The sequence below is a fragment of the Paradesulfitobacterium ferrireducens genome, from assembly GCF_017310645.1.
In the GTDB taxonomy this organism is placed as follows: domain Bacteria; phylum Bacillota; class Desulfitobacteriia; order Desulfitobacteriales; family Desulfitobacteriaceae; genus Paradesulfitobacterium; species Paradesulfitobacterium ferrireducens.
This window is the reverse complement of sequence record NZ_JAFLRH010000015.1, coordinates 132,889-155,581: the sequence shown is the minus strand read 5'-3', so window position 1 is coordinate 155,581 and position 22,693 is coordinate 132,889. Positions and strand designations below refer to the sequence as shown.

The 22,693-nt window shown below is 48.9% G+C and carries 21 protein-coding genes; all 21 read left to right on the top strand.

Translation table 11 applies throughout. From position 1 onward, the window contains the following. Window positions 1–93 precede the first annotated feature (93 nt). The 21 genes from J0X21_RS05030 (at window position 94) to J0X21_RS04930 (ending at window position 22,645) form a co-directional block, all read left to right on the top strand. The gene (locus J0X21_RS05030; RefSeq protein ID WP_206811091.1) at window positions 94–399 is read left to right on the top strand and encodes a nucleotidyltransferase family protein; all 306 of its coding nucleotides are present in this window, start codon (window positions 94–96) and stop codon (window positions 397–399) included. Beyond that, the gene (locus tag J0X21_RS05025; RefSeq protein ID WP_206811090.1) at window positions 387–779 is read left to right on the top strand and encodes an HI0074 family nucleotidyltransferase substrate-binding subunit; all 393 of its coding nucleotides are present in this window, start codon (window positions 387–389) and stop codon (window positions 777–779) included. The genes J0X21_RS05030 and J0X21_RS05025 overlap by 13 nt, the downstream gene beginning before the upstream one ends. 1,174 nt (window positions 780–1,953) lie before the next feature. Beyond that, window positions 1,954–2,181: a BrnT family toxin gene (locus J0X21_RS16170; RefSeq protein WP_206811119.1), complete on the top strand. Its 228-nt coding sequence runs from the start codon at window positions 1,954–1,956 to the stop codon at window positions 2,179–2,181. Window position 2,182: 1 nt separating this feature from the next. Next, window positions 2,183–2,476: a CopG family antitoxin gene (locus tag J0X21_RS05015; RefSeq protein WP_206811089.1), complete on the top strand. Its 294-nt coding sequence runs from the start codon at window positions 2,183–2,185 to the stop codon at window positions 2,474–2,476. Between the two features lie 198 nt (window positions 2,477–2,674). After that, entirely contained in the window at window positions 2,675–3,334 is a 660-nt protein-coding gene (locus J0X21_RS05010; protein ID WP_206811088.1) for a Crp/Fnr family transcriptional regulator, read from the top strand. 139 nt (window positions 3,335–3,473) lie between these two features. Further along, window positions 3,474–3,974, top strand: coding sequence for a 4Fe-4S dicluster domain-containing protein (locus J0X21_RS05005; protein WP_206811087.1), 501 nt, complete (start codon window positions 3,474–3,476; stop codon window positions 3,972–3,974). Then, on the top strand, window positions 3,967–5,874 hold the full coding sequence (gene cooS / locus J0X21_RS05000; protein WP_206811086.1) for an anaerobic carbon-monoxide dehydrogenase catalytic subunit: 1,908 nt from the start codon (window positions 3,967–3,969) through the stop codon (window positions 5,872–5,874). Before J0X21_RS05005 ends, cooS begins: the two co-directional genes overlap by 8 nt. 93 nt (window positions 5,875–5,967) lie before the next feature. Next, window positions 5,968–7,419 carry an NAD(P)/FAD-dependent oxidoreductase gene (locus J0X21_RS15605; RefSeq protein WP_206811085.1) on the top strand — a complete coding sequence of 484 codons (1,452 nt, stop codon included), beginning with the start codon at window positions 5,968–5,970 and terminating at the stop codon, window positions 7,417–7,419. Window positions 7,420–7,637: 218 nt separating this feature from the next. Continuing rightward, entirely contained in the window at window positions 7,638–8,468 is an 831-nt protein-coding gene (locus J0X21_RS04990; RefSeq protein ID WP_206811084.1) for an ABC transporter permease, read from the top strand. Then, window positions 8,458–9,849, top strand: coding sequence for an ABC transporter ATP-binding protein (locus J0X21_RS04985; protein WP_206811083.1), 1,392 nt, complete (start codon window positions 8,458–8,460; stop codon window positions 9,847–9,849). The genes J0X21_RS04990 and J0X21_RS04985 overlap by 11 nt, the downstream gene beginning before the upstream one ends. Next, the gene (locus J0X21_RS04980; protein WP_206811082.1) at window positions 9,837–10,541 is read left to right on the top strand and encodes a class I SAM-dependent methyltransferase; all 705 of its coding nucleotides are present in this window, start codon (window positions 9,837–9,839) and stop codon (window positions 10,539–10,541) included. Before J0X21_RS04985 ends, J0X21_RS04980 begins: the two co-directional genes overlap by 13 nt. 40 nt (window positions 10,542–10,581) lie before the next feature. Continuing rightward, entirely contained in the window at window positions 10,582–14,688 is a 4,107-nt protein-coding gene (locus J0X21_RS04975; RefSeq protein WP_206811081.1) for a glycosyltransferase, read from the top strand. Between the two features lie 25 nt (window positions 14,689–14,713). Further along, window positions 14,714–16,687, top strand: a complete 1,974-nt coding sequence (locus J0X21_RS04970) for a methyltransferase domain-containing protein (protein ID WP_206811080.1) — start codon at window positions 14,714–14,716, stop codon at window positions 16,685–16,687. Window positions 16,688–16,781: 94 nt separating this feature from the next. Further along, complete coding sequence (locus J0X21_RS04965; RefSeq protein WP_206811079.1) at window positions 16,782–18,101, top strand: glycosyltransferase family 2 protein; 1,320 nt, start codon at window positions 16,782–16,784, stop codon at window positions 18,099–18,101. Between the two features lie 410 nt (window positions 18,102–18,511). After that, window positions 18,512–18,772, top strand: coding sequence for a DUF4160 domain-containing protein (locus J0X21_RS04960; RefSeq protein WP_206811078.1), 261 nt, complete (start codon window positions 18,512–18,514; stop codon window positions 18,770–18,772). 13 nt (window positions 18,773–18,785) lie between these two features. Beyond that, a complete protein-coding gene (locus J0X21_RS04955; RefSeq protein WP_206811077.1) occupies window positions 18,786–19,079 on the top strand; it encodes a DUF2442 domain-containing protein in 294 nt (97 codons plus the stop codon). 184 nt (window positions 19,080–19,263) lie between these two features. Next, complete coding sequence (locus J0X21_RS04950) at window positions 19,264–20,103, top strand: SPFH domain-containing protein (RefSeq protein ID WP_206811076.1); 840 nt, start codon at window positions 19,264–19,266, stop codon at window positions 20,101–20,103. Window positions 20,104–20,216: 113 nt separating this feature from the next. Further along, window positions 20,217–20,429, top strand: coding sequence for a hypothetical protein (locus J0X21_RS04945; protein WP_236006075.1), 213 nt, complete (start codon window positions 20,217–20,219; stop codon window positions 20,427–20,429). A gap of 90 nt (window positions 20,430–20,519) precedes the next feature. After that, complete coding sequence (locus J0X21_RS04940) at window positions 20,520–21,176, top strand: GOLPH3/VPS74 family protein (protein ID WP_206811075.1); 657 nt, start codon at window positions 20,520–20,522, stop codon at window positions 21,174–21,176. A gap of 87 nt (window positions 21,177–21,263) precedes the next feature. Continuing rightward, the gene (locus J0X21_RS04935) at window positions 21,264–21,839 is read left to right on the top strand and encodes a Uma2 family endonuclease (protein ID WP_206811074.1); all 576 of its coding nucleotides are present in this window, start codon (window positions 21,264–21,266) and stop codon (window positions 21,837–21,839) included. A 197-nt stretch (window positions 21,840–22,036) separates the two neighbouring features. Beyond that, the gene (locus tag J0X21_RS04930) at window positions 22,037–22,645 is read left to right on the top strand and encodes a TetR/AcrR family transcriptional regulator (RefSeq protein ID WP_206811073.1); all 609 of its coding nucleotides are present in this window, start codon (window positions 22,037–22,039) and stop codon (window positions 22,643–22,645) included. Window positions 22,646–22,693 lie beyond the last annotated feature (48 nt).

Sequence of the window (22,693 nt, the reverse complement as noted above, 5' to 3'; positions counted from 1 at the left end):
CATAAAATGAGCATAACGTGGCTAAACATCCTCTTTAGGAGCAAAACATGGTTAAGCTTAACCTTAACTAACAAACGAGAAAAGGTGTTAATTATGGTCAATGTGGAATGGGAAATACCCTTAAAGCGTGTTTTGTTCCAAGAATTAAACCGGTCAGGGTTTAGTGAATATCAGGTTTTCCTATTTGGATCTAGGGCAAGGGGAAATGCTAGCCCAGTATCCGATATTGATATTGGTATCAAAGGGGCTAGTGCAATTCCTTTTTCAGTGCTTTCTGAATTGAGGGATGCAGTTGAAAACTTGAATTTACCCTTCAAAGTTGATGTGGTTGATATGCATCATGTTTCACCGGAATTTTATCAGCATGCCATGGAAGGAGCGATTTTTTGGAAAAGTTAACTCTAAAAATCTTATCCGCCCAAAATGCTTTGAAAGCTTTAAGCGAAGTGTTGGACTTTGGGGATAACGCGGTTCTACGGGATGCAGCAATACAACGTTTTGAATTTACCTTTGAAGCAGTTTGGAAAGCCCTTAAAGTTTTTTTGGAAGAACATGAAGGTATAATAACGAATTCACCGAAAGCGGTCTTTCGTGAAGCATTTGTTATTAGGCTTCTTACGGAGAGAGAAACAAGAGAATTTCTAGGGATGGTCGAAGCAAGAAATTCGACGGTCCATACCTATAATGAAGTATTAGCCATTGAAATTGCCAAAGCAATACCGGGTTATTATAAACTTATGGCTCAGTTAGTTGGAGAATTAGAAAAACGGATAAATTAGAGTGGGCAAGAGGGAGCTGCCTCCGGAATCTCCCCCGGGGTCTCAAGATTGACCCCCTCACGATTCAGCAAAATCACACAAAGAGAGCCGGTTCGCCTTCGGGCGGGTCGGCTCTCTTTCCATGTGCGCCGCGCATGGCGATTAACTTGACGGTGAAAGTCCGTTATGGGGGAATAGGAATCGCTTTGGACAAATCGGTAAGCCACACTTTAGCAAGGGTCTCCTGATAGTTCTTTAGAATGCGTTTCTTTTTGAGTGATCCTGACCACTTGGAAAACTTGTGTTAGCTCATTGAAGGGTTTGTCATCTCGCTTTGCACCTTTTAGGACTAGTTACATACTCTATAGTAACACCAAATATTACCATATTCCATTGCGCGAAAGGAGGATAGACATTATGGTTGGTTTCAGACGTTCTCCCTTTTTTAGTCCGTTTTTTAGCCCTTTCTTTTTCCCGTTCTTTTTTCCGTTCTTCTTTCCGTTTTTTAATCCATTTGTATTCCGGCGGCGGTTTTAGCTATTAAGAGTTAGGCGCTTATGCCCGGCTCTGCTCTATCCTTGTTTTGCCCAATTCCATCGGTGAATCAAATCATACCAATTTTTAACAATTTCGTTAGACAAAGCATATCATGTACTATCTCTGGAAAAGGAGGATATGCAGATGGCGTTTGGTACTGGCGTTGTAGACGGTTTCCCTCGCTCTATGGCAGGCATCGCGATTGTAGTAGTTATCATTCTTCTGCTTATCGCAATGGGTATCGTATTCTAAATTCGAAAGGAGGAAAAAATTTTGTACGGAATGGGTTTCGTTGGAGCAGGGTGTCCCCCTATTGCCCCGGTTGGTAGGGGCGTTGGTGTAGGTATTATTGCCATTGCTATTTTGATTCTTATTGCGCTTGGCGTAATATTCTAAGATCAATTTATTAGTTCGCTATAAGTAGAAAAGCCATCCCTTGTAAGCCTAAACAAGGAGATGGCTTCTTTATCATTGGCAGCATATCACATCAACATCAAAGTGGCCGGGTTTCTGGCGTTAATTGCCCTTATCATTTTTGAAAAAACTTAAAATATAATCAACAATGTATTGACATTGTAAATACTGGAGAATATATTAACACTAGGTGATGGCTTTGAAAATTAATAGATTTGACTGAAACGATGCTAATACAGATCATATTGCCAGGCATAATGTCACGACCGATGAAGCTGAAGAAGCGTTTCTTGATGCTTTGTTACGCAAGGGCAGGGATGGGCGTTTGCTAGTGTATGGTGTGACTGACCCAGGGCGATATCTATTTGTAGTTGCTGCGCTTAAGCAAGATGGTGTTGTTCGGGTAATCACAGCAAGGGACATGAGCAATTCGGAGAAACGATATTATCTGCGTGAAAAGGGGGTATGGTAGGATGACAAAAAAAGTACCCATATTTAACACTGAAGAAGAAGAAGCCCTTTTTTGGGATGAACACGACAGTACAGAGTTTATTGAGGACTTTGAGCCGCTAGAGATTGAGCTTTCTAAGGAATTAGAAGATGAAATCTTAAGCAAAAGGGAACTTAAAAAGCCAGTCACATTGCGTTTGGAACCAAGTCAGATTGATGCTGTAAAAAAGATCGCTGGTCAGAAAGGATTGCCATATCAGACATTGATTCGTTTGTGGATTACAGAAAAAATTAAGAATCCGGGGTCAGGGATTTAAAATTTGCGGTGACAGGTCGAGGGAGCTGCGCTCCCCCGGGGTCTGACCCCCTCAGGTTTCGACAAATTACAACGAAACCCGGTCACATCAAAGTGGCCGGGTTTCTGGCGTTAATTGCTCTTATCATGAATCTTATCCTAGGACTGTTCTGTTAACGGATAAGCTTGAGGACTCAGTGTACGGAAGGGATGTGGTAGGGTGTCAAGTCAACCGGGTTTTCCCGACCTTGGATTATTTCCGTTATTTAAGGATTTGCCTGATCCTCTGCTCGAATCCTGGAAACCAAGGTTTATACGTGAGCGTTTCGCTAAGCGTCAGCTTTTACAATTTCCTGCATCCTGTCCGGATGTGATCTTCTTTGTTTGCTCAGGTAAAGTAAAAATCTCCTATTATTCAGAAGACGGGAAAGAGTTTACGGTGGCGATCCTTGCAGCCGGCCAAGTATACAGCGAGCACTCCTTGGCTTTGGCCACCGCTCTGGAAGAAACCGAAGTGCTTTATATCAGCATGGCGGAATTTCGCTGGATGATGGAAGAATCTCCGGAATTAGCGCGGCGGCTAATTCGCGTTCTGGGGCAAATTTTACGGATTACTAACGATCTCATTGTTGATTTGGCCTTCCGCGAAGCTGCACCTCGCCTGGCGCGCGTCTTTTTGCGAATGGCCCAGCGCTCTTCCTCTGGCGATAATTATTGCGTTCGGCTTACACACGAAGAATTAGCCTCTCTTAGCGGAACTACCCGCCAGACCGTGAATGAGATTTTGCGCCATTGGGAGCGCCAAGGCATTCTGGCCCTCCAGCGGGGGCAGGTGGTCATTCTGAACCTAGATCGGTTACGGGAGAAACTAAATCCTTAACATCACTCTGGGGCTAATCTATTGTTAGCTTATAATTTGAGTACTGTCGGAAAGCCGACAGTATTTTTCTGAATCTTGTAATATTATAGGATCAGCTGATTTTGTTTATTTACACTTACGCTGAAAGAGGAGGGAGAACGTGAAACAACTGCTCGTACGCTCGGAGAATTGTGTGGGCTGCAAAAGCTGCGAGGTGGCCTGCGCTGTGGCCCATTCGCAGAGCAAGACGCTGTTTGGCGCTGTACTGGAAGCTCAGAGCCCCCGCAAACGCGTCTTCGTGGAAACGGATGGGACCGTAAACTTTCCGCTGCAGTGCCGCCAGTGCTCGGATATGCCTTGTGTTCACGCCTGCATGGCCGGAGCGATGCACCGTGAGCCTGCCACCGGGCTGGTCCAAGTGAATGCGGAAAAATGTGTGGGCTGCTGGATGTGTGTCATGGTCTGTCCCTTTGGGGCGATTGGCGAAAGTCCGGCCCACCAAGCGCTAAAATGCGACCGCTGCCGGGAATTGGATTATAATCCGGCTTGTGTCGCAGCTTGCCCGACCAAGGCTTTGCAATGGGTGGAGGTCGACCGCTTTGCAGCGGCAGGCCGCCGTTCCTGGGTTGAACAGGTGAAGGAGGGGAATTCTCATGCTTAAAACACAGAGCATTGATCCGGCAGCTTTAGATATGCTGAAAAAGGCTGCCGCCGACGGCATTGAAACGGTGTGGGACCGTTATGAAGCGCAGCAGCCGCAATGCGGCTTCGGCAGCCTGGGCATTTGCTGCCGCCATTGTATTCAGGGGCCGTGCCGGATTGATCCCTTTGGGCAAGGGCCGAGCAGGGGAATCTGTGGGGCAACCGCCGATGTGATTGTGGCGCGCAACCTGCTGCGCCAGGTCGCTGCCGGGGCCTCAGCCCATGTCGACCACGCCTATGATGCAGTGGAGGCCTTGGAGCTTGCCGCCCAAGGGAAGATTAACTATCCGATTGCGGATGAACATAAACTGCGCGCCATCGCATCCGGGCTGGGCCTGGATGCAACGGGCGAGGATTTGAATGCCTTGGCCTTGGAAGTGGTAAAGGTAGCGTATGCCGATATGGGAAACCACAGCCGTAAGCCAATGCAATGGCTGACGGCCCATGCTCCCAAGGAACGCCTGGCTGTCTGGGAAAGCCTGGGTATTCTCCCGCGCAACCCGGACCGGGAAATCCGGGAAGCACTGCACCAAACGACCATGGGTATGGATGCCGACCCGGTCAATCTTCTGCTGGCTGCCGCCAAACAGGGATTGGTTGACGGGTATGCGGGCCTTAAGCTGGCTACGGATATGCAGGACATTTTATTCGGCACTCCGGCCCCGGTGGTGACGGAGGCTAATTTAGGGGTATTGAAAGCCGATTATGTGAACCTGATTGTCCACGGACACGTTCCTTTGCTTTCGGAGAAAATCGTCCACTGGGCCAAGGCTTTGGCAGGGGAGGCTGAGGCTGTCGGGGCCAAGGGGATTCAGGTAGCCGGAGTCTGCTGCACGGGGAATGAAGTCCTGATGCGCCAAGGGGTTCCGCTGGCTACCAATTACCTGGCGCAGGAGCTGGCCTTAGTGACCGGGGCGGTGGATGCGATGGTGGTGGATGTGCAGTGCATCATGCCGTCTCTGGCCCAAGTCGCTTCCTGTTATCATACGGAATTGATTACAACCATGCCTATTGTCAAAATCCCGGGGGCGACTCACATTCCCTTCTCGCTGGAGCGGGCTGATGAGGCGGCGCAGGAAATCGTGCGCAAAGCAATCGCAGCGTATGCCAAGCGCGACCCGCGCAAAGTCCGGATTCCGGATCACCGGAGCACGATTATGGCAGGCTTCAGTGTGGAAGCGATCACCGGCGCGCTGGCCCAGCTTGATGCGGAGCAGCCCTTAAAGCCGCTCGTGGACAATATCGCCAACGGCAACATTCTCGGAGTGGTGGCAACAGTCGGCTGCAATAATGTGAAGGTGACGCAGGATATTTTCCATGTGGAAATGGTTAAGGAACTGTTAAAGAATAATGTCCTGGTCGTGGCCACAGGCTGTTCGGCTCACGCCTTGGCCAAAGCCGGGCTCATGAACTCGGAAGGCACCGGGCAATATGCGGGGCCAACCCTGAAAGCGGTTCTCAGCGCTGTCGGGCAGGCTGCCGGCCTGGGAGCGCCGTTGCCGCCGGTTCTCCATATGGGAAGCTGTGTCGACAATTCCCGCATTGGGGACTTGGTCACGGCCATTGCCGCTTATCTTGGCGCAGACACGTCTGCGCTTCCTGTCGCAGCCAGCGCCCCTGAACCCCAGCACGAAAAGGCCTTGAGCATCGGAACCTGGGCCGTAGCCATGGGCATCACCACTCACCTTGGGGTAGTTCCTCCGGTGTTAGGGAGTAAACAAGTGACCGAACTTCTCACTGACGGGCTTACCGGCGTGATTGGCGGAAAATTCTACGTCGAGACTGATCCCGTCCAGGCAGCCCAGGGCTTGATCGCGGATATCCGCGCGAAACGCCAGGCACTGGGGCTAACAAATTAAGGGCTAGAGCCGGGTACTGTTTTAGATGTCATAAAAGAACTAAGGAACTAAGGAACTAAGGAACTAAGGAACTAAGGATAGGGGGAGTCGCTGGTGAAATATATTGTGGTGGGAAACAGTGCCGCAGGCCTTTTCGCCGCCGAAGCAATCCGGGAGCAGGATTCCGGCGCTGAGATTACCGTTCTGACGGCGGATTCTTACCCGTCCTATTCCCGCTGCCTGACAACCTATTATTTGGCCGGGGACATCCCGGAAGAGGGACTGTTCTTGCGCTCGGCTGAGACCCTGGAGGCACTTCACCTTAATATTCGCTATGGCTGCACAGTGACAGGGCTTGACCCTACGGAGCGGGTCATTTTAACCGCTGCAGGCGAGCGAGTTCCATATGACAAATGTCTGATTGCCACCGGGGCTTCGGCAGTCCCCCTCGATGTTCCCGGTTCCACGCTTCCCGGAGTCTTTACCCTGAGGAATTTGGAGGATGCGCAGCGGATCAAAGCCAGATTGGCTCCCGGGCGGCGGGCTGTCATCATCGGCGGCGGCCTGGTCAGCCTCAAATCTGCCTATGCTCTGCTTAAGCAGGGGCTTAAGGTCAGTCTGATCGTGTCTTCGGGTCAGATTCTGTCCCAGATGCTGAATGAGGAAGCAGCCAAACTGATACAGGAGCATTTGGAGAGGCATGGCCTGGAGATTGTGCTTCATCAGGATGTAGCGGAAATTCAGGAGTCAGGATTCAGGAACGAAAGTCTCCGGTGGAGACTTTCGCCGTTCGGCCAAACTCAAGACAAATTCTTCGGCCGAACGGAGCAGGAGTCAGGAGAGAAAATTTGGGAGAACTTAATTGCAGAGAATGAAATAAAAGGGGGCAGCCGGATAGAAGCTGTACGCTTGCGTAACGGGAAACTTTTGCCCGCTGATCTCGTGATTGTGGGCAAAGGGGTGCGCCCCAACATCCAGCCCTTCTTAGATTCCGGTTTGGCGACCCGTCAGGGCATCCTGGTCAATGAACGCCTGGAAACCAATCTCCCGGATGTGTATGCGGCCGGAGATGTGGCTGAAGCCTGGGACCGCCTTCATCAAACCCAGCGCCTGAACCCGATCTGGCCCAATGCCACCATGCAGGGACGGATCGCCGGTGCCAATATGGCCGGACTTCATCTAACCTATCCCGGAGCCATGGGCATGAATTCGGTCGACTTCTTTGGCCTGCGCACGATTTCCGCTGGGATCGTCCGGCCGCCGAAATCTCCCGTGAGCGAGAACGACCTTAATCCGAGTTCGCCCGCCTCGCCCATCTTGCCCACCTCGCCTACCTCGCCTGCTTGGCGGGTTGAGGAGCTGCGCCTGCGTGACGCTTGGGGCCGCCCAAACTACCAGCGCTTGGTCTGGCAGGGAGAGCTCTTGAAGGGATTTGTCCTGGTCGGAAATACGGAGCGGGCCGGGATACTTACGGCCTTTATCCAATACGGTCGGGCGCTCTCGGAGCCGGTGCGTCAGACGCTGGGAAGCGGGAAACGGAGCAGGGCTATTTCACTGAAGGCGTAAGGATTAAACATGTATATCAGGTGATTCTAATCTTGGAAAAGATCACGGTGGAAGGCTTAAAGGTAGCGTTGATAAATCTCAATGGAAGCTGAAAAGTATAGGAAAACAAAGAAGGGCAATCCAAAGACTTGGGTTGCTCTTTTTTGATTTTCAAGGGGTTTAAACTCGACCCGGAAAGTAAAGAATAAAGTGGTAAAAGCGTTAACAGGGGCGTTTCTATGAATTCCAGAATGGTTTATTCCGCTACACCCGCAGCGATGTTTCAAAGCTTCTGGCGTAACCGCGAGCTTATTTTGCAAATGACCCGGCGTGAAATACTGGGCCGCTACCGCGGCTCGGTCATGGGTCTAGCCTGGTCTTTTTTTAACCCTTTGCTGATGCTTGTCGTTTACACCTTTGTTTTTTCCGTAGTGTTCAAAGCTCGATGGGGTGCGGGCGGGGAAGAAAGTAAGGGCGAATTTGCCATTATTCTTTTTGTAGGGATCATCGTACATACTCTGTTTGCTGATATCGTGAACCGGGCACCGGGATTGATCATTGCAAATGTCAATTATGTAAAAAAGGTGGTTTTTCCGCTCGAAATACTCCCGTGGACGGCCCTGGGATCGGCGATCTTTTATAGCTTGGTGAGTATGACAGTTTTGCTCCTGGCTCAGCTGATTATTAAACAGTCATTTCCTTGGACCAGTGTGCTTTTTCCGCTGGTGCTGCTGCCCCTTGTTTTTGCCAGTATAGGTTTCGGCTGGTTTCTGGCGTCTCTGGGGGTTTACGTGCGCGACATTGGTCAGCTTACGGGTTTATTTACAACAATTCTCATGTTCTTATCCCCCGTGTTCTATCCGGTGTCGGCGTTGCCGCAGAAATACCGGGTTTGGCTGCAGTTAAACCCGCTGACGCTCATTATCGAAGAAAGCCGCAAGGTTTTGATCTTAGGAAACTTCCCCGACTGGACATCCTTAAGTCTGGCTTTGTTGGCGGGCCTGGCTATAGCCGCCGCTGGTTTTTGGTGGTTCCAGAAAACACGAAAGGGGTTCGCGGATGTCCTCTAAAGATATTGCCATCCGGGTTAGCAGCCTTTCCAAATGTTATACAATTTATGACCGGCCGCAGGACCGGCTTAAGCAGTCGCTTATTCCGCGTATCAAGCACTTTTTGGGCGGCCAGCCGAAGAGTTATTTTCATGAGTTTTGGGCGCTTCGTGATGTCTCATTTGAGGTCGAAAAAGGAGAAACAGTAGGCATTATTGGCCGAAATGGCTCGGGCAAATCCACCCTGCTGCAGATCATCTGCGGTACGCTGACCCCGACCGGCGGTACTGTGGAAACTAACGGCCGGGTTGCAGCCCTGTTGGAACTTGGATCAGGTTTTAACCCTGAGTTCACGGGGCGTGAGAATGTATATATGAACGGCGCAGTTTTAGGTTTAAGCAAAGAGGAAATGGATGCCCGTTTTGAGGAAATTGTCACTTTCGCGGACATCGGGGAATTTATCGACCAACCGGTTAAGATGTACTCGAGCGGGATGTACGTGCGCTTGGCTTTTGCAGTTTCCGCCTGTATAGACCCGGATATTCTCATCGTGGATGAGGCATTAGCCGTAGGAGATGCCAAATTTCAGGCAAAATGCTTCCGCCGCTTTGACGAGCTTGTTCAGCGAGGAACGACGATTTTGTTTGTAACCCACTCAACTGAACAGGTGGTTCGACATTGTGACAAGGCCATCGTTCTCGATCATGGACAGATTATTAAAATAGGACAGGCACGTGAAGTCGTTAATTTATACATGGATATGCTATTCGGCGTGGATGGTGAAAAAAAGCCTCCCTTAGATATCCGGATGGAAAATAATAAGCTATTTAGTGGCGCTCAAAGTATTGCCAATGATACATTAGGCGCTTACCGGAGTGAAAAAGATCAATTTGAAACCAGAGCCGGATACAATCCTTATGAATACCGGTGGGGAAACGGCGAGGCAGAAATAGTTGATTTCTGTGTTACTTCAGGCGGCCGCTTACATACCAACCGTATTGAAACTGGGCACCCGGTTATTGTTACCATCTGGGTCAAGTTTCATTGCCGGGTAGAGTTCCCCATCTATGGACTCATCGTAAAAACTCCTGATGGTATTACCGTATATGGTTCGAATTCGCGTGATTTTGCCCATGGACCACTGCATTTACCGGCTGACCGAGGGGACGAATATAAAGTCAGGTTTACCTTGCGTGATCAGCATCTGGGAAGTGGCGAATACCTGCTTTCTTTTGGGGTGGCCAAGGATCAGGACGGCGAAATCATACCCCTCGACCGGCGTTACGATGCAGTTTGTGTGCTCGTGGATAATCGTATATCTAAGGCGATTGGCCTGGCGGATTTCTCAATGGAGGTAGAGATTGAGCCGGAGCGGGAAGGTGTGCTTAATTGTTGCAGTTAATGAGAAAAAGCAAGAAGAATTTTCTTGATGATTTAGGTCCGCTATATCACAAATATTCGCTATTTGGCGTGGATAATGAGCAATTGCCGGGTATCTATGAGCTGAACCAGAAAGCTAAAGAACCGATTCTGCTTGCCTATATTGCCTATGCTATCGCCAAGTCAAAAAGCAGTGTCTCTGATCCGGTTTCTTTTACGGAACTATTTTGTGCAGACGGTTTTTATGCGATGACAGCGGCATGGCTTGGATGCCATAGAAGTATCGGAATCGATAATGACAGAGATGGATACTTCAGTAAGGCTAAACTAATTGCCGAGCGGCTAAATCTCAAACAGGTAGAATTCAGGAAAGAAGAAATAACGCCTAGTTCAAGATTTGAGCCGACAGATATTGTAGCCAACGTGGGGGGGCTTTACCATGTCGAAAATCCTTTGCAAATCTTGGACTTATCTTACCGGATGGCCAAGAAATTCTTAATTGTGCAAAGTGCAGTCACCCTGGCAACAGATGATGAAAATTACTTCGAGTCCCCCGCACCGGGATGGACATGGGGGAATAGGTTCAGCAGACAGTCTTTTGATGCGATGATCAGAAGGCTTCCCTGGAAAATCATCGATTTCCATTTTAATGAGCTTGAAGGAAACGAGAGGCCTGAAGATCGAGGCAGTGTTTATTATCTTATACAAAAATAGCGGTTAGTTTGAGAGATTGGTTGAGGTGACATTTAGCGTAATGACATATATTTGGGATGAAGAACTATATCTTTTTCGCCGGAGCGAAGTGGAGCCATTCGCTTATTCCGACGGGACCGAAGTTGAAGAACGCCTCTTTAGCATTATCCGCAATGCCCAAGACCGAAGTACTTTCTCACCCGAGTTAAGCAAAGGGATTACGGATTGGCCGTCGGAATACCATCTCAGCCGATCCCGCCACTGCCTGATCAGGCCGCTCGGAATCAAGCCGGGCGAAAGGGTCCTGGAATTGGGATGCGGCTGTGGGGCGCTTACACGTTATTTGGGGGAAATCGGGGCAGACGTTATGGCCGTCGAAGGGAGTATCGCCCGCGCCCGCATTGCCGCCGAACGTTGCCGTGACCTGGCAAACGTTCAGGTAGTGGTGGATGACCTGCTGCGCTTTGAAACGGAGGCGCGCTTTGATTGGGTTTTACTGGCCGGGGTGCTTGAATACGCACCGGTTTTTTCAGACGCTATCGAACCGGTAGACCATTATTTACGCACCGTGACCCGCTTCTTGGCGCAAGACGGTAAGCTTGTCATTGCCATTGAAAATAAGCTTGGCCTAAAATACTTTAACGGCTGCAGTGAAGACCATTTGAATGTACCCTTTCTTGGCATCCAGGATCTTTATGGCGCAAAAGCTCCTCGCACTTTCGGGCGCAGGGAATTGATCCAGAAGCTTATAGGCTCCGGTCTTAGACCGTGTTATTTTTATTACCCTTTCCCGGATTATAAGCTTCCTTCGGTTGTTCTTTCCGACGATGCCTTAAAAGATCCACAATTCAATGCGGTGGAATTGATTATTAGGTCGCATGCCCGGGATTATTCGGGATCGCCGTACCGGCTTTTTGATGAAGCCCTTGTATTTTCTACGTTGAGCGCGAACGGACTATTGGCGGAGTTTGCCAACTCCTTTTTGGTCGTAGCGACGTTTCCGGATGCTCATCCGTATAGTGCGGGCAGGCTGGCGATGACCTTCGCCGTAAACAGGGTTCCGGAATTTTCAGCCGTAACGAGCTTTTATCGGTCAGATGATGTGATCCGGATTGTAAAAGAACCGGTTTTTCCGGAAAGGCCTCGTCAGCGCCAATTGCAAGACGGTTTGAATATCTTAAATGTCCCAACCGTATCCACCTATTATTCCGGGCGGCTGCTGCTTTGGCGCTTGCTGGCGGTCCGGGCCAACAAAGGTACCCTGGATCAAGTGGTTGCTGAGCTGCGCCCCTGGGTTAGCTATTTGTTTCAATTTGCGCGCTCTGAAGGAGCGCACAAGCCGCATGGAATTGGGGAAGATGAACGTTATAATTTAAAAAACTGGGTTATTTCAGGAAAATATTTAGATTGCACTCCTTTCAATTTAATTGAAACCGGTCAGGGGTTCGTCTTTATCGACGATGAATGGCGGACAGACCGTGATATCCCTCTCGGCTGGGTTATCACCCGAGGAGTCCTATATTCCCTTACGGTGGGCCTTGCACCGGGAAATTCAATCAAAAGTGTCTCTGAAGTGGTTCAGGTGCTTTGCAGGGTTGTGCAACTCTTTACAACAGAAGCCGAAGTTTCAAGTTGGATCGATATGGAAGCACGGCTTCAATCCCTTGTCACCGGGCAAGCCCTGTCTGACATTTGGCGGTGGTTAGGCCGTTTAGATTCTGGCTTAATCAGCCTCAGCCAGGCTTTAACAGACCGGGATGCCCAGATCGCCGGTTTCAGCCAGGCAGTGGCCGAGCGGGATGCCTGGATCGCCGGCTTCAGCCAGGCAGTAGCAGAGCGGGATGCCCAGATTGCCGGCTTCAACCAGGCGGTGGGTGAGCGGGACCGGCAGATCGCCGGCCTCAATCGAATCGCAGCTGAGCGGGAGCGGATACTTAATGCTTTGCTCTCTTCCCGCAGTTGGAAATTAACTGCGCCTCTAAGGTGGGGAGGGCTTCAGATCAGGAGGGTTTTACGGGTTTCCCGGGCTGTGCCCCGGAAAATCCGCCAGGCGGGGGGAGTTAAACCTGCGGCAGCCAAAGCAGTGGTGATCTTTCGGCAAGAAGGACTTGAAGGACTTAGGCGCCGTTTTCGCTGCACGCCAACTAAAGAATCCGGGAAGTCCCGCTTGAACCCAAATTTTCCTCAAAGGAGCGCAGGATCTCATAAACATCATTCGAATGAACTTCCTAACCATCAGGTGAACGTTGATCTGATTGTTTGTGTGCATAACGCTTTAGAGGATGTGAAACGCTGCCTTGAATCCGTAGTGGCCCATACCTTCCCCCCATACCGGCTGATTATTATCGATGACGGAAGTGATAATGAAACCAAGGAGTTTCTGGAAAACTTTGTCGTAGGGCAGCCTGCCCTGCTGATCAGAAATGAAAAGGCTATAGGCTATACCAGGGCAGCCAATACCGGCCTCCGCCACTCGAGTGCTGAAATGGTGGTCTTGCTGAATAGCGATACGATCGTTCCACCAAGATGGCTGGACCGCTTGGTTCGGTGTGCTTTGTCCGATGAGCGCATTGGGCTGGTCGGTCCCTTAAGTAATACAGCTTCTTGGCAGTCCGTACCAGAGATTTTTAATGCTCAGGGCGATTGGGCGGATAACTCCCTCCCGGATGGTTGGAGTGTTAAGGATTTCTCGAATGAGGTCGCAAGCGTCTCAAATTGTATTTTCCCCCGCGTAGGCTTTCTCAACGGTTTTTGCCTATTGATCAAGCGGGGAGTTATTAAGGATATCGGGTTGTTTGACGAGATGACTTTCGCCCGTGGTTATGGTGAGGAAAACGATTACTGCCTGCGCGCTTTCCAGAGGAATTGGCAATTGGCCGTAGCGGATGACTGTTATGTATATCATGCCCAGTCTAAAAGCTACTCTCATGAACTCCGTAAAGAGCTGGCAAATCTTTCGGGGGATGCGCTGGCTGCCAAACATGGACAAAAGCGCATTGATACTCAACTCAAGATGACTCGTGATCACCCGGCGCTGGAGTATATCCGTAAGCGGTGCGAGCAGATCCCCCGCCTAAAACGGTTACGGGATGAAATATCCAACCGTTTTGAAGGGAAGAGGGTTCTATTTCTCTTGCCGGCCGGAACTGCAGGCGGAGGCGGGAATATCGTGCTGCTGGAATGTGCTGCGATGCGCGCGTGCGGTGTCGATGCCTGGATAGCGAACTTAGCCGGGAATCGTGATCTCTTTGAAGAGCATCACCCAGATTTGAAAGTTCCTGTCTTATATTTGCATACGCCTGAGGAACTGCTGGAGTTTGCGCCTCATTTTGATGCCGTGATTGCCACCCTTTATCTTACGGTATTTTGGCTGCAACCGTTGCTGGCGCGGGAACAACGGCCCCGGCTGGGTTATTACATTCAGGATTTCGAGCCTGATTTTTTTCCGGAGGGTTCGCCCGAATATGAGAAGGCTTGGTTGAGTTATACGGCTATCCCAGACATTCGGCTATTCACCAAAACCCGCTGGAACTTTTCGGTTATGCAAGAAAGGCTGGGCTTAATGCCTGAGATAATCGGCCCGAGCTTTGATATTAAGGCTTATCATCCTGCAGCGGACTATCGTGGCAGCCTTTATCCCGTACGGATTGCGGCCATGGTCAGACCAAGTACGCCCAGACGGGCCCCGGAGATGACCCTGCGGGTGTTGCGGCGGCTCAAGCAGCAATTCCAGAACCGGATTGAAATTTCTATCTTCGGGGTTCGGTGCCATGATCATAATTTTCTGGTACTGGAGCGTGCTTTCGAACATCAATGTCTGGGTGAATTAACCGCAGAACAGGTAAAAGATGTATTGATCGAATCGGATATATTTGTTGACTGCTCCGTCTTCCAGGCTATGGGGCTGACAGCCATGGAGTCCATGGCTTGCGGCGCAGTCGTGGTAGGGCCTTTAAACGGCGGCTTAACTGAAATCGTCGAGAATGAGCATACCGGGCTGCTCATTGATACTCAGCAGGAAGATCAAATCTTTTCCGCGGTGGCCCGCTTGATTGAAAATCCTGAATTAAGACAACGAATGCGCCTGGCTGCCTTTGACATTCTCAAGCATTCCCCCATCTTGCCGGTATACCGAATGCTGGCTTATCTATTTACTGAAGTGAATTAAGCTTGAAGGATAGGAGTAAGTATCAATGAGTCATCGTGCTCTTCGTGTGCATGTACTCTATGAGAGTTCTTTTGGTGGCCTGCCGCATGGTTGTGGTGAAATCCGCCTTTTACGGCCGCTATCTCACCCTGCTTTGCAGTCAGATATCGTATTAAGTTCCGGTTTGGAAATGCCCAACGATCCTGTGGATGTTGTAATCATCGAGCGCTTCTGGGATTATTCCGGTAATTTGGAGCAACACGGTGCTTTGTTAGAACGGCTGCGTCAGAAAAATATTCGGGTTATATTCGAGATTGATGATGATCTCCTTAGTCTGAATTCTGAGTCCGGTGAGAGCAGCTCACCAACGATGCAACAAAAAATGTGGCTGCGCTGGATGATCAAATCGGCTGATGGACTGATTACTTCGACCCAAAATCTTGCGAACCGGTTGAACCGCCTTAACTATAATATCGAAATCGTCCCTAATGCCTTGGATGAGCGCTTGTTTGAACCTTCAAGGGAATTCCGTGAACCAGCTCCCGTGGACCGATTGGTTTTCGGCTATATGGGTACTCTAACCCATTTAGAGGACTTAATCTCTATTGTGGGCCCGCTGCGCCGTGTTTTAGCGCGGCACAAAAACCACGTTAGTTTTGAAATTGTTGGTGTCGGCGACCATAAGATCATCGAAACTGTTTTTCGGGATCTCCCCGTTAGAATTAAACAAGTTCCGTCAAACATGGTTTCTTATGACAAGTTCACTGATTGGACGCAGAAGAATTTACGCTGGGATTTTGGAATTGCACCGTTAATTGACTCGGTTTTTACAAGATCTAAATCCGATATCAAATTTTTAGATTATGGAGTGCAAGGAATTCCGGGGATATTCTCGGCTATGCCGGTCTATCAAGATACGGTCAAACATATGGAAAACGGCTTGCTGGCCGGAACAGCAGAGGAATGGGAGGATTGCCTTGAGCGGCTGATTTCGGACCGGGATCTTAGACTAAGGCTCGGACGGAATGTCCATAAAGAGGTTTGGACCCAAAGAATGCTTGCTCATTCGGCATCGAACTGGGCTGTTTCCATCCGCAATCTATTGTCTAAGGCTGATGAAAGTCATAAAGCAGCAGCCGAATTGTTTTCACAGTTAACTCAAAACGCGCCGAATCCAAACGCACCGAATCCAAATCGGACACGAAACGAAAAGCTTCTATATGGTCTGAATTTGACAGGTATCGGGTTGGAAATCGGGGCATCTTACTCCCCTGTTGTCTCCAAGAAAGCCGGTTTTCGGGTGGAAGTTATTGATCATGCCGATGCGGAAACCTTGCGGGAGAAATATAAAAGGCAAGAGGTCGAAATTGAAAATATAGAGGATGTTGATTATGTTTGGTCCGGAGAACCGTTGAACGAGCTAACCGGAAAGACAGATTACTATGATTGGATTATTGCGTCTCATGTGATCGAACACACCCCTGATTTAATCGCATTCCTTCAGCAATGTGAGCAGATGCTGAAACCTGGAGGTATTCTAGCGCTTGCCATTCCGGATCATAGATATTGTTTCGACATTTTTCGTTCGGTCAGTACGCCCGGAGATGTGATACAAGCTCATCTGGAGCAGCGGAAAAGGCATACTCCTGGGGCAATATGGGATCATTTTTCGATGATAGTCCGTAAGGGCGATACAGTCTCATGGGGCAGCGGACATCAGGGAATATTTACATTGATTCATAGCAGAGATGAGGCTAAGTTCATGTTCGAAAAAGCGCTGGCTATTAATGAATATTTTGACGTTCATAACTGGTGTTTCACGCCTTCCTCATTTCGGCTTATCCTGGAAGATATACGCGTGCTTGGGTTTTTAAAAAATATATTAGTTCAGTCATTCTTCCCAACGGTAGGCTGTGAGTTCATTGTTCAGCTGAAAAAAACAATGAATTATGATCCTGTAACTCTTCCCGCTAACCGTTTAGATATGCTAAATGGATGCTTCATGGAGCGTTGTGAATAAAATGGCTGAACAAATGAAGTTGAGTCAGTCTCGTTCCTGGAAACTAACACAGGCATTGCGGTTCGCCTCTCGAATCCTACGTGGTGAATGGGCTTTGGGCACTATTGCAGACAGCATGCGCCCCCATGTTAAGCGTTGGGGGCGCACCATTTACTTGCGCTTACCATTGTCCCCAGCCGCCAAAAATCGATTACTAGAATTTGCATATAAAAATGCTGGCCCGCTTTTCGAGGGTCATGGGTATAAGGATAGTTTATTAGACGAGTTCCGGGGGCAGCCAATCTCCTTTCCCTATGTCGATGAGCCGGTCGTATCAGTCATTATACCCGTATATCGCGGGCTCGATGATCTGCATAATTGCTTGCGTTCACTCGCAGCCTTTATAGAAACCGAGCCGGCCTTAGAGGTTATCTTGGTTGATGACTGTCCTTCAGAACCGGTTACTCATGCTATTCCAGACAGCGGCGGACTGGTTAAGCTTTTCAACCGTGAAAATCTTGGGTTTCTTTTGACGTGTAACCGCGGAGCCGGTAGGGCACGAGGCCGTTATTTGTGTTTCTTAAATAGTGATACCATGGTCACGAAAGGGTGGTTGAGATCTTTAGTCGAGGCCTTTGAGGAAACTTCCAAGGCAGCAGTTATTGGAAGCATGCTGCTGAACCCGGATGGAAGCATTCAGGATTCCGGCTGGCGCATCCTGCAAAATGGCTGGGGGTATCCGATCGGCCGCGGCGGGGATCCGCGTAACGGAGCTTATACTTATAGGCGGATAGTGGACTGTGTAACGGGTGCTTGTTTTTTCGTATCCAAAAAAATTTTCGTAGACTTGGGCGGATTTGATCCGGTGTATGCGCCGGCTTTCTATGAGGAATTTGATTTTGCTTTTCGGGTTCAGGCACAGGGATTAAAAGTAATCTGCGAACCGAGGAGTAAAGTTGTGCACTTAGGAAGCGCTTCCTATGGGGCAGAGATGCGTGATCAACTTTCTGAGCGTAACCATGCGAAGTTCGTCAAGCGCTTTGCAGATACCTTGCCTAAACATCCTACGGTCACAGATGATGAGTTCCAGTTGCGCAAGGAAAGAGATAAGGGGCCGGTAGTGCTGATCGTTGACCTATCAGTACCGCATTCGGACCGCTACGCCGTCGGCATTACCGTGAGCCGATATATACACCAATTGGCCGAGGCGGGATGGCATGTCGTATTTGCACCCTTTGATGGCAAAGCGGATGATTCTGCTGCTGAAATATTAGAACGGCAAGGGATAGAAATTATCAGAAATCCTTGGACAATCGAGGGGTGGCTGGCCGAAAACGGACGGCATGTAGATTATGTATGGCTGTCACGGCCGGATATAGCCGAGAGTCTTATAGAAATAGTTAAAGCTCATAGTTCTGCACGAATTGTGTATTAAAAGGATAAATTACCTTATTAAAAGGAGTCCGGACGGAAATAATCCTTTAGAGATGATGATTAAGCTAGATTGTTGTCATCGAAGCCTTAACTGGATTAGGAGTCTAATAACGGATGAAATTTAGCGGTGATCGGTTTATACCAAATTTCATTTTTCCTGGAAACAAGAGACGAACTGTTTGGGCTAGAATAGCATTGCGTTTGTTAAGAGAGCCTTCTGCGATTCGTATTCACAGGTAAAGAATACGTCATCCAGAAATTTCCCCCAAAATCATGTCAAGAAGCGATTCAGGAAGACTTTGCCTAAAATCCATGTAGCAGCGAGTTTTAATCCCTGTGAGGATTTTCTTACGTGACTCCACGCATCGCCAATGGTATAATATGTATGCAAAACAATCTGGGGGTGGGGCGATGCCGGAGATAAGTTTGTTTTACGGAATAAGAATTACTATGAATTGGAAGGATCATGTTCCGCCGCATTTCCATGCAGAGTATAACGGAAACCATGTTTTAATTGATATTATTCATGGTAGAGTGCTCGAAGGTGGACTGCCAAAACGACAGCTGAGGCTTGTTCTGGCATGGACTGAAATCCACCGAGATGAGCTTATGCAGAACTGGGAATTAGCAAGAGCATTAGAACCATTAAATAAAATTGCGCCACTTGTATAGGGGTGAAAAAAGTATGGAATATTATCCTGAGGTTATCCAGGTTATCCCTACTGAGGATTATCAGGTTTATGTTTACTTTGATGATGGGCGTGTTAAGTTATTTGATGCCAAAGAATTGATAGGTAAAGGTGTTTTTGGACCCCTTAGAGATAAGGAAAAGTTCTTAAAAACATGTAGGGTTCTAAATAACACCTTGGCCTGGGACTTGAAAGGCAATTATAATGAGTCAGAATGCTTAGATTTAGACCCCTTGGAGCTTTACAGAACTTGTCCTGATGTGGAAGAACCTGCGGAATTATTTAAGTAACCACTCATGCTAAATAAAAATAAATACGAATTTGCATATATAACTCGGGATGATTAATTACCCGGGTTTTTCTGTTTACATTATGATATAACAATGATATCATATAAATATCAAAAGTGTATTAAAAGTCGGCTTCTAATTTGCATCATATTTTTTCATCAAAAATAAGGAGGGTTTACTATCTATGAAAGAGCAAAAAGCATGGGCTGTAAACGGTTTTCTTGCTTTAATCCTTGTGCTTGCCTTCTTTGTCTCGGGCACGCTGCTTCTGCTTAAACTTAACTTATGGGGCATACTGCCCTTGGTACTGGGGTTCATTCTTCTGACCGGGATCAAAGTGGTGCAGCCCAATAAAGCGTTTGTGGTGGTTTTTTTCGGGAGCTATATCGGCACCCTGCGTGAACCGGGGATGTGGCTGACGGTGCCTTTTTCTACGCGCAAAGGGGTATCGCTCCGGGTGCGCAACTTTAACAGCAAGACCTTGAAAGTAAACGATGTTGAAGGAAATCCGATTGAGATTGCGGCGGTGGTGGTATTTAAAGTGGTGGATACAGCCAAGGCGATTTTCGATGTGGATAAATATGAGCAGTTCGTTGAAATTCAAAGCGAGACCGCGCTTCGCCATGTGGCGAGCAAGTACCCCTATGATCTGTTTGAGCAGGAAGGTTATTCCCTGCGTGGAAATGCGGAAGAAGTCGCCAAGGAACTGGCCTCGGAATTGCAGCAGCGCCTTGCCCTGGCAGGAGTAGAAGTTTCTGAGGCTAGGCTCACGCATCTCGCTTATTCCACGGAGATTGCCGGAGCGATGCTTCAGCGCCAGCAAGCCAATGCAATTTTAGCCGCCCGCCAAATCATTGTGGATGGGGCCATGGGGATGGTGCAAATGGCGATTGAAAGTCTGGAAAAGGGAAATGTGGTCAAGCTGGATGAAGAACGGAAAGCCGCTATGATTAACAATCTGCTGGTAGCGATTGTCTCCGACCGCTCAGCCCAGCCCGTGATTAATACGGGGACAGTGTACTAGGGGTTAGTAGTCAGGAGACAGGAGACAGGAGACAGGAGACAGGGGTCAGGAGACAGGAGTCAGGAGTAAGAATATACTAATTTGTGGGGAATGCGAATGGTGTGGATGTACTGATGGCAAGTAAAAAGCAGTTTCCCTTGCGCCTTGATCCGAAGCTTTACCAAGCGTTGGAGCGCTGGGCGGGAGATGAGTTTCGCAGTGTCAATGCCCATATCGAGTTCCTGCTGCGCGAGGCCGTGCGGCGGACGGGACGCCTGCGGGAAGGAGATGAAACCCGCTCCGCTGACGATCTGAGGGAGGAACAAGGTACTTCGGACAGTGAATAGAAGCAGAGGGAAACGTAGAGGGAAGATTAGAAGGAATACTGGGCAAGAAGAAAAAGTAAGAAGAAAGAAGAAAGAAAAGGAAGGGCGGTGATGAACGTGGTGCTGAGTCTGCCTGAAGAAATACTTCTCTTGGCATTAAACGATGAGAAAGGCACCTTCAACTGGACGGTCTCGTACAAACTGCCTTATCTTTTAGCGGGAGCTTTAATCATGGAACTTATGCTGCGCAAGCGTCTTGCACTCGAGCCTAAACGCCTCGAGGTGCTCGACCGGACACTTACGGGCCTGCCGCTGCTTGACGAGATATTGCAGTCTATTGATTCCTCGAAGAAGGTAAGAGCGGGGGATTATTGGGTCAGCAAGCTGGGGCGGCGCATCAAACCCATGAAGCTGGCTCTGCTTGAGGAGTTGGTGGATAAAGGGATTATCCACAGTGAGGAACACCGGGTCTTGGGGATTTTCCCAACCATTCGCTATCCCATGCGGGATGACCGGCCTAGAAAAGGGCTTATCTCCGATATCCGTACGCTCGTGCTGCGGGGGGAAACGCCCGACCCGCGTCAAACCATGCTGATTGTACTCGTTTATACCAGCGGGCTGACTCCGATGCTTTTTGACAAAGAAGAACGCCGCGATGCCCGCAAGCGGATGGCTGAGATCGCCAAGCCCTTGCCGGTTACGCAGGCGATTCATAAGGCGATTCAGGGGGCTCAGGCCGGAGCGCAAGCTGGGGCCTTCAGTATTTGAAGAATAGTGCCAAATGACAATTTGTGGTACAATAAGGATGAATTCTTTGGTTAATATATTTGGGGACTTTGCAAAGGAGTAGTTGCCATGCCGCCACGTTCCGAGGAGTTCCAAACCCGTTACAGTTACGCGGATTATCTTACCTGGCCGGAAGCAGAGCGTTGGGAAATCATTGATGGGGTCGCCTATAACATGACCCCGGCTCCTTCTCCCCGGCATCAGGAGGTTCTCGGTGAATTGTTTCGCCAATTCGCCAACTGGTTAAGCGGGAAAGAGTGCAAAGTCTACATGGCTCCGTTCGATGTCAGGCTAACTGAGCCCAACCTGCCGGATCACCTGATTAATCAGGTCGTACAACCTGATCTGGCAGTGATATGTGATCCCGCCAAGGTGGATGAGCGGGGCTGTATGGGCTCGCCGGACCTGGTGGTTGAGGTGATCTCTCCTGCTACTGCCAAAAAAGATTTAAGTATTAAATTGGGCCTTTATGAAAAAGCAGGTGTCAAGGAATATTGGGTTGTAAATCCGCATGATAAAACGGTAATGATTTTCAAGCTAAAACAAAACCAGTACGGGAAACCGGTTGTCTACTCAACTCCGGATCAAATTTCGGTTGAACTTCTCGATGGGTTGACGATTTTGCTTGAGCCTGTCTTTGCCTAGGCCTAAGACATTGCTAATTTTTTGTTTGAGTAATAGCTGACTTTAATGGCCGGGATGTTAACACATTCCGGCTTTTAGCTTGTGCGAAAATATTAACTTGAAATCGGACAACACTCCCTCTATAATGTTAGTTAGTAGTCACAAACATGATACTTGATGCATTATCTTATTTAAGCCAGAGGCAGGAGGGGGAGTTCATGATTAAAAGTGACACGGAAAGAGGGAATAAAGAGGAAAGAGTACGGCATGTGATTGCGACGGCGAAGGAGCAGTTTATCCTTCATGGCTACTCCGGAACGACAACCATGCAAATTGCCCGCGAGGCCGGAATCTCGGAAATGACCCTATTTCGCTACTTTGCCAATAAGCAGGATATCTTCCAAGCTGTTGTGAGTCCCTTAACCCAATTTGAATGGTTTCCGAAAAAAGCCCTGAACTCCGGAAGGCGGTGGCCATATTCCCTGATGGAGTTTTTTAACGAGCTCATTGCTTTTGCGAAGAAGGAACGGAAACTGGTGCGCATGGCTATTATCGAGTCTCAGCTGCAGCCGGATTTGGGCGGGGAATATAACCCGCTTGAAAATGCCTCCAGTCAGTTAAAGAGCAATTTGCGCGCATTCGGAATCGATGAAGAGTCTTCTCAGGCCGTGATTCATTTGATCATGTCCTTAATCCTGACGATAGCCTTTACCCCTTACTATGATGAGGAAACGATCGATTTAACCTCGGAGCTTATGAGGGAGCAAATCCTGGACATCATCACAGCATGTTGCCCCAGCCGTGGTGAAAAAATTATGACAAGCTAAGCGGAAAGAGTTGACAAAGAGACTAACCTTAACTTAGAATGTTAGTAA

Coding starts and splice junctions, on each gene's coding strand:
- J0X21_RS04985 (WP_206811083.1), top strand. CDS start 8,458: ATGTCCTCTAAAGATATTGCCATCCGGGTTAGCAGCCTTTCCAAATGT.
- J0X21_RS04960 (WP_206811078.1), top strand. CDS start 18,512: ATGCCGGAGATAAGTTTGTTTTACGGAATAAGAATTACTATGAATTGG.
- J0X21_RS04990 (WP_206811084.1), top strand. CDS start 7,638: ATGAATTCCAGAATGGTTTATTCCGCTACACCCGCAGCGATGTTTCAA.
- J0X21_RS04945 (WP_236006075.1), top strand. CDS start 20,217: ATGGCAAGTAAAAAGCAGTTTCCCTTGCGCCTTGATCCGAAGCTTTAC.
- cooS (WP_206811086.1), top strand. CDS start 3,967: ATGCTTAAAACACAGAGCATTGATCCGGCAGCTTTAGATATGCTGAAA.
- J0X21_RS04940 (WP_206811075.1), top strand. CDS start 20,520: ATGAACGTGGTGCTGAGTCTGCCTGAAGAAATACTTCTCTTGGCATTA.
- J0X21_RS04955 (WP_206811077.1), top strand. CDS start 18,786: ATGGAATATTATCCTGAGGTTATCCAGGTTATCCCTACTGAGGATTAT.
- J0X21_RS04935 (WP_206811074.1), top strand. CDS start 21,264: ATGCCGCCACGTTCCGAGGAGTTCCAAACCCGTTACAGTTACGCGGAT.
- J0X21_RS05015 (WP_206811089.1), top strand. CDS start 2,183: ATGACAAAAAAAGTACCCATATTTAACACTGAAGAAGAAGAAGCCCTT.
- J0X21_RS04970 (WP_206811080.1), top strand. CDS start 14,714: ATGAGTCATCGTGCTCTTCGTGTGCATGTACTCTATGAGAGTTCTTTT.
- J0X21_RS04950 (WP_206811076.1), top strand. CDS start 19,264: ATGAAAGAGCAAAAAGCATGGGCTGTAAACGGTTTTCTTGCTTTAATC.
- J0X21_RS04930 (WP_206811073.1), top strand. CDS start 22,037: ATGATTAAAAGTGACACGGAAAGAGGGAATAAAGAGGAAAGAGTACGG.
- J0X21_RS05030 (WP_206811091.1), top strand. CDS start 94: ATGGTCAATGTGGAATGGGAAATACCCTTAAAGCGTGTTTTGTTCCAA.
- J0X21_RS04975 (WP_206811081.1), top strand. CDS start 10,582: ATGACATATATTTGGGATGAAGAACTATATCTTTTTCGCCGGAGCGAA.